Raw genomic sequence first — 15,413 nt, 5'->3', positions numbered from 1 at the left:
CCCTCAGGGGGCCAGCACCGGGACGGACTCCTCGGAGACCGCCTCGACGACCGCCGCGGCCATGCCGGCCGTGCCCAGCGCGTTGGGATGCACCGGGGCGGCGGGAGCCGTCGGGACCAGTCCCTCGATCCACTTGACGCCGGGCAGCTGGCACATGTCGTGCCCGATGGAGGGGGTGTAGGTGTCGACGAAGTCGGCGCCCGCGCTGTCGGCCTCGTCGGCGAGCATTGCGTTGAGCCGCTTCTCGGTCTCGCGGAAGTAGGCCACGTCGCCGGGGCTGAACGGGACCAGCGGGAAGCAGCCGGGCCCCTCGTCGGGGAGCAGCGCCGGGTAGCCCACCACCAGGACCCTCGCGTCCGGGGCGCGCTCCCCGATCTGCTCCAGCGCCGCGGCGACCTTCGGTGCGGTGGCGTCGATCCGCTCGGCGAGCTGGTCGTTGCCGCCCGCTGTGAAGAAGTCGCGGCACGCCGCGCCCGCCGGCTGTTGCGGGGACCGGACGGCGCACTCGCTGATGATCGAGCTGAAGCCGATGTCATTGCCGCCGATGGTCAGCGTGACCAGCTCGGTGTCCTCCGACAGCGCGTCGAGCTGCGGAGGGTTCTCACCCCCGCTGACCGCCTGGGGACCTGCAAGGTTCTCCGTGGTGGCGCCGCTGCAGCTCACGTCCTGGAAGCCGGGCACCCCGAGGGTGCGGCCCACGATGGCCGGGTAGTTGTTCGTGGAGCGCAGGCAGCCGGCCGGCTGGCCGGTCTGCACCGGGATCAACGGTCCGGACGCGTAGGAGTCGCCCAGCGCCACGTAGCTCTGCGCCGGGACGTCCTGCGCCGGAACGGGCGAGACGTCCGCGGCCGCGGGAGCGGCCACCAGACCGGTCGTGAGCGCTGCCAGAACGAGCGGGAAGGCCCACCGGCCGGTGTGATGACGCACGGTTGCCTAACGATCACCACCGCCCGGGCGTTACTGGAGGTTGCGCCGCCACTGCCCGCGAGTCGCCCGGTTTCAGCGCGCGAGTCGCCCGGTTTCAGCGCGCGAGTCGCCAGTTTCAGCCGAGCCGGTCGGCGCGGTCCTCGAGGTAGCGCCGCTCGGGCACGCTCGTGCTGCGGCGAGCGGCCTCCCGATAGGTGGCGCGGGCCGCGTCCACGTCCCCGGCCATGTCGAGCAGGTGGGCGCGCACGGCCGGCACCCGGTGATGCCCCGCGATGCGGCGGTCGGAGTCGAGCGTCGCCAGCAGGTCCAGGCCGGCGCGGGGGCCGTCCACCATCGCCACGGCGACGGCGCGGTTGAGCGTGACGACCGGGCTCGGGGCGAGCACGTCGAGCACCCGGTAGAGGGCGGCGACCTGCGGCCAGTCGGTGTCCTGCGCGCTCCTGGCCTCGCCGTGGACGGCCGCGATCGCCGCCTGGAGCTGGTAGGGACCCACCGGCGCGCGGGCCAGGGTCGCGCTGACCAGCTCCACACCTTCGGCGATCAACGCCGCGTCCCAGCGGCTCCGGTCCTGTTCGGCCAAGGGAACGAGGGCGCCGTCCGGACGGGTGCGGGCGGGACGCCGAGCCTCCGTGATGAGCATCAGGGCGAGCAGCCCCGCGACCTCACCGTCCTCGGGCAGGAGCCGGTGCAGCCTGCGGGTCAGCCGGATCGCCTCGCGGGTGAGCTCGGGGCGCTGCAGGTCGGGACCCGAGGTGGCGGTGTACCCCTCGTTGAACACGAGATACAGCACGTGCAGCACCGCACCGAGCCGGTCGGGCTGCTCGGTGGCGGCCGGCGCACCGAAACCGACACCGGCGAGGGTGCGCTTCGCGCGGCTGATCCGCTGGGCCATCGTGGCCTCGGGCACGAGGAACGCGTGGGCGATCTGGGCGGTGGTCAGCCCGCCGACGGCCCGGAGCGTGAGCGCCACCTGCGACGGCGGCGACAGCGCCGGATGGCAGCACAGGAACAGCAGGGTGAGCGTGTCGTCCTGGGCGGCGTGGTCGACGTCGGCGGCGGGCGCCGGCAGGTCCGGCTCGGCGAGCGCCGCCGTGCTCTCGCGGCGGCGGCGGGCGCTCTCGCTGCGCCACTGGTCGGCCAGCCGCCGCCCCGCGACCGTGATCAGCCATGCGCGGGGGTTGTCCGGCACCCCCTCGACCGGCCACTGCACGGCGGCGGCGAGCAGCGCGTCCTGCACGGCGTCCTCGCACGCGTCGAACTGGCCGTACCGGCGCACCAGCACCGCGAGGACCTGCGGCGCCAGCGGGCGCAGCAGCTCCCCCATCTCCGTCGGCCGGTCGGTCACATCTCCATCCCGGAGGGGTCCATCAGCGGTCGGATCTCGACCGCGGCGACACGGGCCCCGCGCTCGCGGACCCGGTCCAGGTTCTCGCAGCCGACCAGCCGGAAGCCGATCGACCGGTGCGGTGATTCGGCGAACGGTCCGGTCCGTCGCTGCAGCGGTCCGCCGGCGCTGGCAGGGTCGAACCGGAGGTGGGAGCGGTGGAGCTGGACGGGGCGCAGCGTGGCGGGCACGTGCTGATCGTCGGCGCCGGCCCCACCGGGCTGACCGCCGCCCTCCTGCTGGCCCGGCTCGGGGTGGCCTGCACGGTGGTGGAGCGGCACGCCGGGATCCATCCACTGCCGCGTGGGGTGCACCTCGACGACGAGGGGGTGCGGATCCTGCAGCGGGCCGGGGTCGCCGCGTTCGGCGACATCAGCAGGCCGGCGGCGGGCCTGCGGCTGCTCGACGCGAAGCTGCGGCCGTTCGCGGAGTTCCGCCGGGACCGGGTGGTCGGCGAGCACGGCCACCCCGAGTCCAACCTGTTCGACCAGCCCGACCTCGAACGGCTGCTGCGCACCGAGCTGACGCGGCACCCGTCGGTGCGGCTGCGTGAGGAGGTCGAGGTGACGGGCATCGGCCCGCCCGACGGGAGGCCCGTGCTCGTGGCGTTGCGCGACACCCGTACCGGCGCGCGGGAGCAGGTCGGGGCGGACGCCGTGCTGGGCTGTGACGGTGCAGGCAGCGCCGTCCGCGACGCCATCGGAGCCACGCTGCGCGACCTGCGGTTCACCGAGCGGTGGTTCGTGCTCGACGCCCGCTGCAGCCGGCCGCCGTCCACCTGGGGCGGCGTCGACCAGGTGTGCGACCCCCGCCGCGCGGCGACGTTCCTGCCGCTGCCCGGAGACCGCTGCCGGTGGGAGTTCCGGATGCGGTCCGGCGAGACCGCCACGGACCTCGCGCGACCGGAGCGGCTCGCTGCGCTCACCGCACCGTGGGGCGTCCCCGCCGGGGGGCTCGAGGTGCTGCGCGCCGCCGAGTACACGTTCCGGGCCCGGCTCGCCGACCGGTGGCGCCACGGCCGGGTCCTGCTCCTCGGTGACGCCGCCCACCTCACCCCGCCGTTCATCGGGCAGGGCCTGGGTGCCGGGCTGCGCGACGCCCACAACCTCGCCTGGAAGCTCGCCGCCGTCCTCCGCGGTGCCGACGAGGACGCCCTGCTCGACAGCTACCAGGCCGAGCGCGCGCCGCACGCCGAGGCCGTGATCCGTGGCGCCGTGCGGGTCGGGCGGGCCATGACCGGAGGCCAGGACATCGCCGCCGCCCTGCGCCGGCCCCTGACCGGGCTGCTGCTGCGGGTACCGGGCGTGCGAGCGGCGGCCCAACGCGGCATCAGCACCCGATACGCCCCCGGACCGCTGGTCGAGCGCCGCCGCCACCGCCGCGACCTCACCGGCACCCCCTGCCCACAGCCGACGGTGCGGGTGGACGGGCGCTCGGTGCGTCTCGACGAGGTGCTCGGCGACGGTTACGCGCTCCTCGCCACGGGCCCCGTCGCTCCGGACCTGCAGGCCACGGCACAACGGCTCGGCGCCCCGACCCTGCGGCTGGGCCCGGGCCCCGCCGACACGGTCCTCGACGACGGCGGGGAGCTGCGCACGTGGTTGGCGGGCGGCCGCGCGGCCGCCGCCCTCGTCCGCCCCGACCGGATCGTCCAGGCCACCGCCCCCGGCTGACCCCACGTCCCCGGGAACGGGCGACTCGCGCACGCGAAAAGGGCGACTCGCGCACGCCCGTTGCAGCAAAGCCACTTTCAGGCAACCAGGTGGCAGCAACGTGGCTTTGCTGCGATCCGGGGCTGGTCTCACGCCTCCCGGAGGAGGGTCACGTACAGGGTGAGGCCGGGGCCGAAGGCCATCGCGACGGCCGCGCGTCCCGTCCGCGGCCGGCCCGTGGCGCGCAGGGCGTCGAGCACGAGCAGCACGGTGGCCGACGAGCAGTTGCCACGTTCGGCGAGCACCCCCAACGAGGCGTCCAGTGCGTCGTCGGGCAGCGCGAGCCGCTCCGCGACGGTGCTGAGGATGCGGGGACCCCCTGGGTGCACGGCCCACGCGTCGACGTCGGCGATGGTCATGCCGTGCCGGGCGAGCAGGTCGGTGATCATGGGGTGGACGTGGCGGGCCAGCACCCGCGGCACCTCGGGCGAGAGTCCCATGCGGAACCCGAGGTCGGTGACGTCCCAGGTCATGTGGTCGGCGGTGGCCGCGTCGGTCAGAGCCGCGATCTCCACGACCTCGAGCCCCGCGTGCCGCTGCGGCGCGTCCGGCAGGACGACGACGGCCACGGCGGCGTCACCGAACAGGGCGTGGGAGACGACCTGCCCGCGGTCGACGTGACCGTCGTCGTCGGCGGCGGGCTGCACGTGCAGGGAGGTCAGTTCGAGGCACAGCACGACGGCGGGCCGGCCGCGGGCCACCACGTAGTCGGCGGCGGCGCCGAGCCCGGGGATGGCCGCGTAGCAGCCCATGTGCCCGACGAACAGCCGCTGCACGTCCGGTGCCATCCCGAGGTCGGCCGCCACCCGGATGTCGAGACCGGGCGTGACGTACCCCGTGCACGAGACGACCGCGAGCAGGCCGACCTCGTCGGGGGCGAGGCCCGCGTCGGTGAGCGCTGCGGCCACCGCCTCCTTGCCCAGCGGGAGCGCCTCGGCGACGTAGCGGCGCATCCGCTCGCCGGTGGACCAGCGGGAGACGTCCTCCTCCACCGGGTTCACCGCCGCGTGCCGGTGCACCACCCCGGCGCCGCGGAAGATCCGCTCGGCCATCCGGTCGCCCGCGAAGTGCTGCGAGAAGAACCCGTCCCACATGTCGGCCTGGCTCACCCGGCCACCGGGGAAGGCCATGCCGAAGCCGGCGACGTAGGCCGTCATCCTCGCCTCCCGACGGCCTGGAACAGGACCGCGGTGGTCGGTACCGGCACCATCGCCACCGTGTCGGCCCGGCCGGCGGCCCACCGGACGAGGCCCGGCAGGGACGGGCGGATGCCGCGCATCCGCAGTGTCACGCCGTGGCGGGCGCACTCCCGCACGAGAGCGGCGCGGTCGACGAACAGCGCCGGATCGTGGATCCCGGGTGGCGCCGCGCCGGGTATGCGTTCGGCCACGGTGACGGCGACGAACCGGCCGAGAGCGGTGGCGGCGAGCGTGTCGATCACGAGCAGGCCGCCGGGCCGCAGCAGCCGGCACGCCTCACCGACCGCGGCCGCGAGGTCGGTGACGTGCTCGAGGATCTCCCCGGCTGCGACGACGTCGGCGCACCCGTCGGCCAGTGGCACGGCCATGACGTCCCCGCGCACGGCCGTGACGCCGTGGGACGCCGCCTGGGCCAGCGCGGACGCGCCGATGTCCACGCCGATGTGCCGGTAACCCGCCCCGGCGACGTGCGGGGCGAGCAGGCCCGCTCCACACCCGAGGTCGACCAGCACGGCGCCGTCCCGGGTGGCGGGGGGAATGAGCGCGCCCCGTGCCGCCGCGAGCCAGTGGAGCATCGCGAACGGTCCGCGGGGACGCCACCAGTGCTGCGCGAGGACGTCGTACTGGGCCGGATCGTTGCGCGCCAGCCCGCCGGCTCGATGGTTCCGGACGTCGGGCACGCGGTCCAGGCTGCCAGACTGGGGCGCATGCGGCCTGTCGCCGATCGAGCGGTCGCGTTGCTGCGGTCCTCCCATCCCGAACCCACCGTCGCGGTCACCGTGATGGTCACGGCCCTGGCCGTGACCACCGGGCGCGACCTGCCCGGCGTGCTGCTCGTGGCCGCCGCGGTGCTCACCGGGCAGCTCTCGATCGGGTGGCTCAACGACGTGCTCGACGCCGAGCGGGACGTGGCCGTCGCCCGTACGGACAAGCCCGTGGCCGCCGGCGCGATCTCGGCGCGCACCGTGGGGGTGGCGACGGTGCTGGCCGCGGTGGCCTGCGTGCCGCTCTCGCTCGCGTCGGGCCTCCTCGCGGGGGTGGTGCATCTCGTCGCCGTCGCCGCGGGGTGGGCCTATGACCTGGGCATGAAGTCGACGGTGCTGTCGGTGCTGCCGTATGTGGTCTGCTTCGGGCTGTTGCCGGTGTTCGTCGTGCTCGGGCTCCCCGGAGCGCCGGCACCACCCTGGTGGCTCCCGGTGGCGGGCGCCCTGCTGGGCGCCGGGGCGCACTTCGCGAACGTGCTGCCCGACCTCGACGACGACGCGGCCACCGGCGTGCGCGGGCTGCCGCACCGGCTCGGCGCGGCCGGCAGCCGGGCCGCGGCGGCGGTGCTGCTGCTCGCCGCCACGGTGGTGCTGGCTCTCAACGCCCCGCTGCCTGCCGTGGCCACCTGGGGCGTGCCCGTGCTCGCCGTGGTGATCCTCGCGGCGGGGTTCCGGGCCGGCCGCAGCCCGGGATCACGGGCACCGTTCCGGGCCGTGCTGGTGGTGGCCGCCGTGGCCGTGGTGCTCCTGGTGGCGTCGGGGCCTGCGCTGCTCCGGTAGCCGTGCGGGCCGTCAGACTGGCTGGGGGCGCCCTGCTCTCCCTGGGAGCCCGAGGGTCACGTACGCGGCGGCCACCCGCGCCAGAGCGCCCACCGGCGCCGTGCCGCGGCCTAGGCCGAGGTCCACCGCCGCGTCGAACACGGACTTGTGGTGGGCCGCGGCGGTGACCGCCGCATCGAGGAAACGCGGGTAGGCCACCAGACCGGCCAGCAGGGCGCCGTGCCGGTGGTGCAGCGAGAAGGAGTGCTCCATGGCCCGGCGGTGCGCCGCACCCGCATCCGCCCCCAGCAGAGCGGCCCGGCCGGCGAGAACCCCGGAGGCCACGGCGTCGAAGATCCCCTCGCCCGTGAGCGGGTTGATCATCGCCGCGGCGTCGCCCGCCAGCAGGACCCGGCCGTCGGGATGGTGGCGCGGGCCCGTGGACAGCGGCAGATGGTGCCCGCGCACCGTGTCCGGAGCGGGCTCGTGGCCGGGCAGCAGCCTGCGCAGCGCGTCGAGAAGCTCCTGCCGCGACCCGGCGCCGCGCCGGTCGAACACGCCGTAGCCGACGTTGGAACCGCCCCCGGGCAGGGGGAACGACCAGGCGTACGCCGGATAGCGGGTGCGGGCGAACTCGATGACCAGCGCGTCGGGCTCCACCGTGGTCGGCGCGTAACCGCGGATCGCGACCGCCGTGTGCTTCGGCGCCGTGTCCGGCGCGCCCAGCAGGCGGCGGACCGTCGAGTTCGCGCCGTCGGCCCCGATCACGACCGCGGCCTCGATGCTCTCGTCGAGTACGACACCGCCGGCGTGGACGTCGATGCGGCGGACCCGGTGGCGGCGCAGCTCGGCGCCGCGCGCGACGGCCGCTGAGACCAGGTGCGCGTCGAACACCGCCCGCGGAATCACCCGGTTGGGGCGCGCGCAGGGCCGCGAGACCACCCGGCCGCCGGGGCTGCGCAGCTGCAGCCGCGGCACGGCAGGGCCCAGATCGGTCAGATCCGGCACACCCAAGGCCTGGAGCAGCTCGAGCACGTGCGCGGCGATGCCGTCCCCGCAGGTCTTGTCGCGCGGGAACTCCGCCGCGTCCAGCAGCAGGACACGCGCGTCCGGACGGAGCTGCAGCACCCGTAACGCGCTCGCCGATCCGGCGGGACCCGCGCCGACGACGGCGACGTCGTACTTCTCATTCACTCTGCGGTTCTACCCGAGTTTGCCGGGGCTCACCGCGGGCACCTGCCGGGTGTGCGCATCGTCATCACCGGAGCCAGCGGGAACGTCGGCACCGCCCTGCTGCGTCGGCTCGCCCGCCGCGGCGACACGCCTGGTGAGAAGGAGAACGGCAGCGCTGCCGGAAACGGCGACGGATCCTCCGGGCGGCACGAGATCGTCGGGATCTGCCGGCGTCCACCGTCCGGTGGCCCTCCGTACGCGGACGCCCGCTGGGTGGCTCTCGACCTCGCCGGCCCGGCGGTCGAGGCGGCGTTGACACCCGTGCTCGACGGTGCCGACGCCGTGGTGCACCTCGCCTGGGGCTTCCAGCCCGCGCACGACATCTCCTACCTGGCCCGGCTGGGCGTCGACGGCACACGTGCGGTGGTGAACGCCGCGCAGGCGGCCGGGGTGCCGCATCTGGTGCACATGTCGTCGGTGGGTGCCTACTCCCCCGGCCCGGACGACGACAGGCGCGTGGACGAGTCGTGGCCGACCGGGGGCATCGACTCCCTGGCCTACAGCCGGCAGAAGGTGGCGGCCGAGCGGGTGCTCGACGAGCACGAGCGCGCGCATCCCGACGGCACCGCGGTCGCCCGGCTGCGGCCCGCACTGATCGTCCAGCGCGACAGCGGCAGCGCCCTGCTCCGCTACGGCGTCCCGCCGTACGTCCCGGCGGCGCTCCTGCGGCACCTGCCGCTGCTGCCGGTCGACCGCGAGCTGGTGGTGCCGCTCGTGCACACGTCCGACGTCGCCGACGCCATCGTCCGTGTCCTCGAGCAACGGGCGACCGGCCCGTTCAACCTCGCCGCCGAGCCACCGGTCACCCGGGACCTGATCGCCGCCGTCCTGCACGCCTGGCCCGTCCACCTGCCGCGCACCGTCCTGCACACGGTGGCCGACGTGGCGTGGCGGCTGCGGCTGCAACCGCTGGACCCGGGCTGGATCGACCTCGCGTTCGCCGTCCCCCTGCTCGACTGCGGCCGGGCCCGCCGGGAGCTCGGCTGGACGCCTGCGGTCACCGCCGACGCCGCCCTGGCCCAGGTGGTCGGCGGCATGGCCGACTCGGCCGCCACCACGAGCCCGGCGCTGCGTCCCCGGTCGGTGCCGGCCGAGCTGGCCGCCATCGCCCGTGGCGAGCCGATCACCAGCCGCCGCCTCCCCTGACCCCGCGAGTCGCCCGTTCCCCCCGCGAGTCGCCCGTTCTGTGTCCGCGAGTCGCCCGTTTCCCGCCTCCGGCGATGTTGCTCCCCACTCTGTCCGGCTCACCACACGGCGTGGACGAAGTCTCCAGCCTGGACGTACCGTCCAGACATGGAGACCGTGCAGGAGTCCGCCGACCCGCGCGTGGACAGGTGGTCCGCGGTCTGCCGTGCCGTGGCTCTGCTGCTGGGGCCCTACGCCGAGGTGGTCCTGCACGACGCGGAGCAGGATCGTGTGCTGGCCATCTGGAACCCGATGACCACCCGCCGGGCGGGCGACCCCTCGCTGCTGGGTGAGCTGGACCAGCTCGAACCATCGGCCGACGACGTCTACGGGCCCTACGAGAAGCTGCTGGCCGACGGACGGCGCCTGTCCTCGGTCAGCGCGGTACTGCGTGACCCGGACGGCCGGCCGTCCGCCGTGCTCTGCGTCAACCTCGACCGGACGCCGCTGGAGCAGGCCGCTGCCGTGCTGGCCGGTTTCGCCGCCCCCACCGCCCCGCGGCCGCAGGCCCTGTTCGAGCAGGACTGGCCCGACCGGGTGCACCAGATCATCGGATCGTTCGTCCGCAGCCGCGGGCGGCCCGTCGAACGCCTGGGGCGCGAGGACCGCCTCGCCGTCCTCGCGGAGCTCGACCAGGCCGGGGTGTTCGCGGTCCGCCGTGCGGTCCCCGTGGTCGCGAGCGCCCTGCGGACCTCGCGCTCCACCGTCTACTCCCTGCTCGCCGAGCTCAGAGCCCGAAGGACCCACTCGTGACCCTGCTGCCCGACTTCCGGCTGGAGACCTACTTCTCCCGCTGGGAGTTCACCGCCCGCCACCACCTGACGGCCTCCGACGCGCAGACCATGACGATGGCCGAACTGCTCGCCATGGCCGACGACGCAGACCGCACCGCGTGGGACACGCTGTCCCTCGGCTACACCGAGACGTTCGGTGACCCGGCCCTGCGGCAGGCGATCGCCGAGATGTACACCTACGCCGAGGCCGACGACGTGATCTGCTTCGCGGGCGCGGAGGAAGGCCTCTACCTGGCCATGCACGCCCTGCTGGGGCCCGACGACCACGCGGTGGTGATCACCCCCAACTACCAGGCCGCCGAGACCGTCCCGCTGGCGCTGTGCCCGGTCACCGGGGTCGCGCTGGATCCCGAGCGGGATTGGGCCCTCGACCTCGACGCGGTGGCCGCGGCGATCCGCCCCACCACCCGGGTGGTCTCCGTCAACTTCCCCAACAACCCCACGGGGAAGGTCATCGACGCGGCCGACTTCGCCCGCCTCGCCCGGATGTGCGACGACCGCGGGATCCACCTGTTCAGCGACGAGGTCTACCGCGGCCTGGAGCTCGACCCGTCCCGTCGCCTCCCACAGGCGGCGGACCTGTCGGAGCGGGCCCTGTCGCTGAACGTCACGTCCAAGGCACTCGGGCTGCCCGGGCTGCGGATCGGCTGGATCACCTGCCGGGACCGGGAGCTGCGCTCGCGGCTGGAACGGGCCAAGCACTACACCACGATCTGCAACTCGGCCCCGAGCGAGATCCTCGCCCGCATCGCACTCAAGGCGCGCGACCGGATCCTCGACCGCAACCGCGCGATCATCGCCGGGAACCTGCCGGCGTTCGAGTCGTTCTTCGCCGAGTTCGACGACCTGTTCGACTGGCAGGCCCCTGACGGTGGCTGCGTGGCCTATCCCCGCTACCGGGGCCGCGACGGGGTCGAGCGGTTCTGCACCGAGCTCGTCGAGGAGACCGGGGTGCTCCTGCTGCCGGCCAGCATCTACCGCTCCGTGCTCACGGACTCCCCCGCCGACCGCTTCCGGATCGGCATCGGGCGCCGGGACCCCGAACCGGCACTGGACGCCTTCGCCACGTGGTTGCGAGCGCGCCGGTGATGGCCGACGCCTGACGCTGTGCGGCCGCCGCCATCGCCTACACGGGGCGGGTATGGACGCCGAGGCCGCCCGAGACGATCAGATTGTCGCCCGTGACGTAGCCGGCGCCGTCGGATGCGAGGAAGGCGACTGCTTCGGCAATGTCGGCAGGGGCTCCGACGCGACCGAGGGGAACCCCGTCACCCCAGGAGGCGATCGTGTCCGGGGAGATTCCCATCTTGCCGTACGCAGGGGTGTTGACCAGGCCGGGGCTCACCGCGTTGACGCGGATGCGCCGTGGGGCGAGTTCGAGGGCCAGGGAGCGCACGAGAGGCAGCAGAGCACCCTTCGCAGCGGTCATGGCGGCGCCGAGTCCCTCACCGGCGCCGACGGTGAACACCACGGATGAGCCTTCGTCCAGCAGCGGGAGCGCCTTCTGAAGTGTGAAGAAGCTGCCTTTGACGTTGATCCTGAACAGGGCGTCGAAGGCGGCCTCGTCGGTGCACTCGATCGGGCCGGGACGAGAGATGCCCGCGTTGAGGTAGAGCAGGCCGAGGGAGCCGAGGTGCTCCCGCGCCTGCATCACGGCCTGGTCGATGTCGGTCAGGGAGCCTGCGTCGGCCTGGACGGCGATGACGTCGTCAGGCAGGCCGGCGTCACCGATGCCGCCGAGGCCGGTGACCATGACGCGATAGCCGCGCGAATGGAGCAGTTCTGCGGTGGCCTTGCCGATCCCGCTGGTTCCGCCGGTGATGAGTGCTGTCTTTGCTGCCACGGCCGTTCTCCTTGCTGATCGCTTTTGCGGCAGCGTACGCCAACCTGGCAGTGGCTGCCAACGTCCTGGTGGGTGCCAGACTGGCAGGCTGGCTAAGCTGAGGGCATGGCGCAGGGAGAACAGGGCAAGGGGGCGAGTACGCCCACGCTGTGGGATCGGACGCGGCAACTGGCCGCCCACGAGATCCTCGAAACCGCGCTGCGCCTGTTCACGCAGCAGGGGTACGACGAGACGACCATCGCGCAGATCGCCCGCGAGGCCGGGGTCTCCCAGCGCACCCTCTTCCGTTACTTCGGCACCAAGGAGGACCTCATCGGCGGCAGCCAGGAGCGGTTCGTCACCCTCATGACGGACACCGTCCGCGAGCAGCCCGCCGATGTCGGCGCCTGGGAGGCGTTGCGTGCCGCGTTCACGACCGCACTCTCCCTCCACACAAGTCCCGAGCAGGCGCTGGAGCGCTTCCGCCTGGTGCACCACACCGACTCGCTGCGCGCCGCCTATCTGGGGAAGCGCGTGCGCTGCCAGGAGGAGCTACTGCCACTGCTCGAAGCCAGGCCGGCACCCTCGGGCACGGGCAGAGGGCAGGCCCGCGCCATCGTTGCGACAGCGTTCGCGTGCTTCGACGCCGCCACCGTGACGTGGCTCGAGGCCGACGGGCAGGGCGACATTCTTGCCCTGTACGACCAGGGCCTGGCTGCAGTACGCAGCTAGCGCTCACCCTCGACGCTCGCCGGGCACGGCCTCCCCCGCCGCGCGCCCGGGGCGGGCGCTAGCGTCCGCCCCATGAAGGAGCAACGTCGCGCCCGCGCGATAGCGATGACGCCCGCGGAGGTCGACGCCTTCCTCGCGGAGGAGCGCACGTGCCGCGTCGCCACCGTGGGCCGGGGCGGCCCGCACGCCACCCCGCTGTGGTTCGTCTGGCACGACGGGGCGCTCTGGCTGACCTCGCTGTCGCGCAGCCAGCGCTTCACCGACCTGCAGAACGACCCTCGGATCGCGATCGTCGTCGACGCCGGTGAGGACTACGACGAGCTGCGCGGGGTGGAGCTGCGCGGCCGCGCCGAGGTCGTCGGGGAGGTGCCCCGCACCGGCGAGCCGGTGCCCGAGCTGGACGGCCCGGAGCAGGCCTTCGCCGACCGGTACACCGGCGGCACCATCGCCCGCGACGGCCGCCACGCGTGGCTGCGCGTGGTCCCCGAGAAGATCACCAGCTGGGACTTCCGCAAGATCGGCAGCTGACCGGGGGCTACCGGCGGCGGCCGCGGAGCCGGCGCAGCGCCACCACGAGCACGGCGGCGAACGCCAGCTGACCACCGAGGACGATCCGGTTGACGTCGACAGCCGGGTGCCAGGCCACCTTCCCGCTCGGGCCGATGGAGAAGGCACCCAGCGGGCGCGCCACGGCACCTGCCCCGGTGCTCGATGCCCCTGGCCGGGCGGCGCCCACCCCGCCGCCCGCCCGTACCCGCGCGACCGGCAGGAGCGTGGTGTCCCCGTTCTGGACAGCCGGCCCGAACACCTGGTCGCGTCCGAGCCGGTCGGCAACGGCGGCCACCACGTCCGCCGGTGCGGGCGGAACGGCAGGCGGCTGGGTGGTGGCGCGCTGGGCGGGCGTCGAAGCGGTCATACCGCCCACAATGCCGCCGATCACGCCGGCTGCCCAGTGGCCGGCCCGACCCCGGCCGGCGCCCGACCCCTCGTGCGGGCGCCGACCGGTCACGCCACTGCCACGGGCCGGCACCGCGCACAGGAACGACGCGATCCGGGCAGCCCGCGACAGGTTCGGCGGGTGGTGCCCGACAACTGTGCAGGCGCAGGATTCGGCGGACGATCCCCGATTTCACCCCATGCAAGACTTGTTGGACGAAGCGGAAGGGCGCCATGGCCGACCAGCGCGGAAGATCCGTGACCAGCAAGGTCCTCGCCCTGCTCGAGGCGTTCTCGCCCAGCGGCGGCGAGCTGACGCTCAGCGATCTCGCCCGCCGAGCGGGGGTGTCGCTGTCCACCGCTCACCGCCGGGCGGCGGAGCTGGTCGAGTGGGGCGCGCTGGAGCGCTGTGCGCGACCACCCGGACGTCGTGTTCGTGGAGCGGATCAGCGTCTGCGCGCCCCGTCGCATCCGACCGTGCCGGAACCGGGACGTGCGCCGGGCTCCTACGGCAGGATCGAGTCCACGTAGCCGCCGTCCACCCGCAACGCGCCACCGGTGGTGGCCGAGGCGAGGTCGGAGCTCAGGTAGGTCACCATGTTGGCGATCTCGGCCGGTTCGATCAGCCGCTGCAGCAGCGACTGCGGGCGGTACTCCCGCATGAAGCGAGCCTGCGCCTCGTCCCACGGCACGTCACCGCCGACCACGCTCGTCACGAGGTCCTCGACGCCTCCCGTGTGGGTGGGCCCGGCGATCACGGAGTTGACCGTCACCCCGGTGCCGGCGGCGGCCTTGGCGAAGCCGCGCGACACGGCCAGCTGCGCCGTCTTCGTCACCCCGTAGTGCACCATCTCCTCCGGGATCACCACCGAGGAGTCGCTGCTGACGAACAGCACCCGGCCCCAGCCGCGTTCGGTCATGCCGGGCAGGTAGGTGCGGGTCAGGCGGACGCCGGACAGCACGTTCACCTCGAAGTAGCGCCGCCACTCCTCGTCGCCGATCTCCAGGACCGGCCGGGCCTCGAAGATGCCCAGGTTGTTCACCAGCACGTCGACCTGCGGCAGCTTCGCCACCAGCGCCGCGGTGCCCTCCTCGGACGTCACATCCGCCGCGACACCGAGCACGTCGGCGCCGGGCACGTCGGCCAGGAGGCGCTCCACCGCGTCCTTCACGCGCTCCTCGCCGCGCCCGTTGATCACGGCCCGGGCGCCCGCCGCAGCGAGCCCCGTGGCGATGGCGTGACCGATCCCCTGGGTCGAACCGGTGACGAGCGCCGTGCGGCCCTTCAGATCAATGTCCATGACAGATGCAAGGCGCCCGGGCGCCCATCCCTTCCCTGCGCCGGCCGGTCAGAACAGGTTGTAGGACGCTCTCGCGACAGCGAAGCCGTGGCCGGTCTGCGGGTTCTCGCAGCGCATCCCGCTCTCCTTGCTCGCGCAGACGACGTCACCGAACCGGACGGACTCCCCGTAGGCGAGCTTCGCGAGTGAGGGGTCGGCCACCGTGTCCCCGACGCACGACAGCTCCCCGGGACCCGAGCCGGCGAGGACCGCGCCCGTTCCGAAGGTCTGGGTGCAGGACGCCGGGGTGGGCGGCAGCTGCCAGGTGCGTTGGAGGACGTCGCACCGCACCTCGCCGCTGGACATGCGGCACGCGATGTTGCCGCTCGGCGTGGCGAACTGCGCGGAGCCGGTGCCGAACCGGTGGTCCTTCTCGGCGTCGATCACCGGGGCTTCCGCGCCGGGGGCCGTCGAGGCGGGGGAACCGGCCGCGTCGGCCGGGGCCGGAGCGGTCGTGGCCGGACCCGCCGCGGCCGGATCCGGCGCGGAGCCGGGCCCGGTGAGCAGCAGCACCGCCGTCAGCGCGATGCCCGCCCCCGCCACGGCCGCGACCACGATCGCCGCGATCACCTTCCAGTTGCGGCGGGGCGGCGAGTCGGGTGCACCGACCGGCGGTCGCGCCGCAA

General features: G+C 74.2%; 18 protein-coding genes. 8 read left to right on the top strand and 10 right to left on the bottom strand.

Annotation, left to right across the window (positions count from 1 at the left end):
- Positions 1-3: 3 nt before the first annotated feature.
- The 3 genes from HF577_RS17105 to HF577_RS17095 all read right to left on the bottom strand — a co-directional run bounded on the left by HF577_RS17105 (position 4) and on the right by HF577_RS17095 (position 2,502).
- Positions 4-927, bottom strand: coding sequence for an SGNH/GDSL hydrolase family protein (locus HF577_RS17105; RefSeq protein ID WP_312859192.1), 924 nt, complete (start codon positions 925-927; stop codon positions 4-6).
- A 115-nt stretch (positions 928-1,042) separates the two neighbouring features.
- A complete protein-coding gene (locus HF577_RS17100; RefSeq protein ID WP_169396897.1) occupies positions 1,043-2,251 on the bottom strand; it encodes an RNA polymerase sigma factor in 1,209 nt (402 codons plus the stop codon).
- A 17-nt stretch (positions 2,252-2,268) separates the two neighbouring features.
- Positions 2,269-2,502 carry a YciI family protein gene (locus HF577_RS17095; protein ID WP_169396866.1) on the bottom strand — a complete coding sequence of 78 codons (234 nt, stop codon included), beginning with the start codon at positions 2,500-2,502 and terminating at the stop codon, positions 2,269-2,271.
- Between HF577_RS17095 and HF577_RS17090 the strand changes: the two genes are divergently transcribed.
- Positions 2,470-3,984 carry a bifunctional 3-(3-hydroxy-phenyl)propionate/3-hydroxycinnamic acid hydroxylase gene (locus HF577_RS17090; protein WP_169396865.1) on the top strand — a complete coding sequence of 505 codons (1,515 nt, stop codon included), beginning with the start codon at positions 2,470-2,472 and terminating at the stop codon, positions 3,982-3,984. The two genes, HF577_RS17095 and HF577_RS17090, sit on opposite strands and share 33 nt — an antisense overlap.
- A gap of 128 nt (positions 3,985-4,112) precedes the next feature.
- Here HF577_RS17090 and HF577_RS17085 read toward each other — a convergent pair whose 3' ends face one another.
- Both HF577_RS17085 and HF577_RS17080 read right to left on the bottom strand, forming a co-directional pair.
- The gene (locus HF577_RS17085; RefSeq protein WP_169396864.1) at positions 4,113-5,180 is read right to left on the bottom strand and encodes a type III polyketide synthase; all 1,068 of its coding nucleotides are present in this window, start codon (positions 5,178-5,180) and stop codon (positions 4,113-4,115) included.
- A complete protein-coding gene (locus HF577_RS17080) occupies positions 5,177-5,902 on the bottom strand; it encodes a methyltransferase domain-containing protein (protein WP_312859191.1) in 726 nt (241 codons plus the stop codon). The genes HF577_RS17085 and HF577_RS17080 overlap by 4 nt, the downstream gene beginning before the upstream one ends.
- Before the next feature lie 27 nt (positions 5,903-5,929).
- Between HF577_RS17080 and HF577_RS17075 the strand changes: the two genes are divergently transcribed.
- A complete protein-coding gene (locus HF577_RS17075; protein WP_169396862.1) occupies positions 5,930-6,766 on the top strand; it encodes a UbiA family prenyltransferase in 837 nt (278 codons plus the stop codon).
- A gap of 12 nt (positions 6,767-6,778) precedes the next feature.
- On the opposite strand, the gene HF577_RS17070 is transcribed toward HF577_RS17075, so the two are convergent.
- Positions 6,779-7,939 (bottom strand): geranylgeranyl reductase family protein, encoded by a 1,161-nt coding sequence (locus tag HF577_RS17070; RefSeq protein ID WP_169396861.1) that lies wholly within the window; start codon positions 7,937-7,939, stop codon positions 6,779-6,781.
- A 51-nt stretch (positions 7,940-7,990) separates the two neighbouring features.
- On the opposite strand from HF577_RS17070, the gene HF577_RS17065 reads away from it, so the two are divergent.
- The 3 genes from HF577_RS17065 (at position 7,991) to HF577_RS17055 (ending at position 11,046) form a co-directional block, all read left to right on the top strand.
- Complete coding sequence (locus tag HF577_RS17065; RefSeq protein WP_169396860.1) at positions 7,991-9,124, top strand: NAD-dependent epimerase/dehydratase family protein; 1,134 nt, start codon at positions 7,991-7,993, stop codon at positions 9,122-9,124.
- Positions 9,125-9,271: 147 nt separating this feature from the next.
- The gene (locus tag HF577_RS17060) at positions 9,272-9,916 is read left to right on the top strand and encodes a helix-turn-helix transcriptional regulator (protein WP_169396859.1); all 645 of its coding nucleotides are present in this window, start codon (positions 9,272-9,274) and stop codon (positions 9,914-9,916) included.
- Positions 9,913-11,046: an aminotransferase class I/II-fold pyridoxal phosphate-dependent enzyme gene (locus HF577_RS17055; RefSeq protein ID WP_169396858.1), complete on the top strand. Its 1,134-nt coding sequence runs from the start codon at positions 9,913-9,915 to the stop codon at positions 11,044-11,046. The genes HF577_RS17060 and HF577_RS17055 overlap by 4 nt, the downstream gene beginning before the upstream one ends.
- 37 nt (positions 11,047-11,083) lie before the next feature.
- Here the strand turns inward: HF577_RS17055 and HF577_RS17050 are convergent, their stop codons facing one another.
- The gene (locus HF577_RS17050; RefSeq protein WP_169396857.1) at positions 11,084-11,800 is read right to left on the bottom strand and encodes an SDR family oxidoreductase; all 717 of its coding nucleotides are present in this window, start codon (positions 11,798-11,800) and stop codon (positions 11,084-11,086) included.
- A 105-nt stretch (positions 11,801-11,905) separates the two neighbouring features.
- Here HF577_RS17050 and HF577_RS17045 point away from each other — a divergent pair, with 105 nt between their 5' ends.
- Positions 11,906-12,511, top strand: coding sequence for a TetR/AcrR family transcriptional regulator (locus tag HF577_RS17045; RefSeq protein WP_169396856.1), 606 nt, complete (start codon positions 11,906-11,908; stop codon positions 12,509-12,511).
- A 72-nt stretch (positions 12,512-12,583) separates the two neighbouring features.
- Entirely contained in the window at positions 12,584-13,039 is a 456-nt protein-coding gene (locus tag HF577_RS17040) for a pyridoxamine 5'-phosphate oxidase family protein (protein ID WP_169396855.1), read from the top strand.
- 7 nt (positions 13,040-13,046) lie between these two features.
- Here HF577_RS17040 and HF577_RS17035 read toward each other — a convergent pair whose 3' ends face one another.
- Complete coding sequence (locus tag HF577_RS17035) at positions 13,047-13,427, bottom strand: hypothetical protein (protein WP_211174410.1); 381 nt, start codon at positions 13,425-13,427, stop codon at positions 13,047-13,049.
- A gap of 278 nt (positions 13,428-13,705) precedes the next feature.
- On the opposite strand from HF577_RS17035, the gene HF577_RS39290 reads away from it, so the two are divergent.
- Positions 13,706-13,978, top strand: coding sequence for a helix-turn-helix domain-containing protein (locus HF577_RS39290; protein WP_407692215.1), 273 nt, complete (start codon positions 13,706-13,708; stop codon positions 13,976-13,978).
- Here HF577_RS39290 and HF577_RS17025 read toward each other — a convergent pair.
- Together HF577_RS17025 and HF577_RS17020 are read right to left on the bottom strand one after the other, a co-directional pair.
- Positions 13,954-14,748 (bottom strand): SDR family NAD(P)-dependent oxidoreductase, encoded by a 795-nt coding sequence (locus tag HF577_RS17025; RefSeq protein WP_169396853.1) that lies wholly within the window; start codon positions 14,746-14,748, stop codon positions 13,954-13,956. The genes HF577_RS39290 and HF577_RS17025 overlap by 25 nt on opposite strands.
- Before the next feature lie 48 nt (positions 14,749-14,796).
- A partial coding sequence (locus HF577_RS17020; protein ID WP_169396852.1) for a DUF6636 domain-containing protein occupies positions 14,797-15,413 on the bottom strand: 617 nt, incomplete at its 5' end.

Origin of the sequence: Pseudonocardia xinjiangensis (genome assembly GCF_012911925.1) — a bacterium.
Classification (GTDB): Bacteria; Actinomycetota; Actinomycetes; order Mycobacteriales; family Pseudonocardiaceae; genus Pseudonocardia; species Pseudonocardia xinjiangensis.
This window is presented reverse-complemented; position numbering and strand designations above follow the sequence as displayed.

What these genes read in the sequence shown, in the direction of transcription:
- HF577_RS17025 (WP_169396853.1), bottom strand. Translation starts at nt 14,748, where the DNA reads ATGGACATTGATCTGAAGGGCCGCACGGCGCTCGTCACCGGTTCGACC.
- HF577_RS17100 (WP_169396897.1), bottom strand. Translation starts at nt 2,251, where the DNA reads ATGGGGGAGCTGCTGCGCCCGCTGGCGCCGCAGGTCCTCGCGGTGCTG.
- HF577_RS17045 (WP_169396856.1), top strand. Translation starts at nt 11,906, where the DNA reads ATGGCGCAGGGAGAACAGGGCAAGGGGGCGAGTACGCCCACGCTGTGG.
- HF577_RS17075 (WP_169396862.1), top strand. Translation starts at nt 5,930, where the DNA reads ATGCGGCCTGTCGCCGATCGAGCGGTCGCGTTGCTGCGGTCCTCCCAT.
- HF577_RS17060 (WP_169396859.1), top strand. Translation starts at nt 9,272, where the DNA reads ATGGAGACCGTGCAGGAGTCCGCCGACCCGCGCGTGGACAGGTGGTCC.
- HF577_RS17085 (WP_169396864.1), bottom strand. Translation starts at nt 5,180, where the DNA reads ATGACGGCCTACGTCGCCGGCTTCGGCATGGCCTTCCCCGGTGGCCGG.
- HF577_RS17040 (WP_169396855.1), top strand. Translation starts at nt 12,584, where the DNA reads ATGAAGGAGCAACGTCGCGCCCGCGCGATAGCGATGACGCCCGCGGAG.
- HF577_RS17035 (WP_211174410.1), bottom strand. Translation starts at nt 13,427, where the DNA reads ATGACCGCTTCGACGCCCGCCCAGCGCGCCACCACCCAGCCGCCTGCC.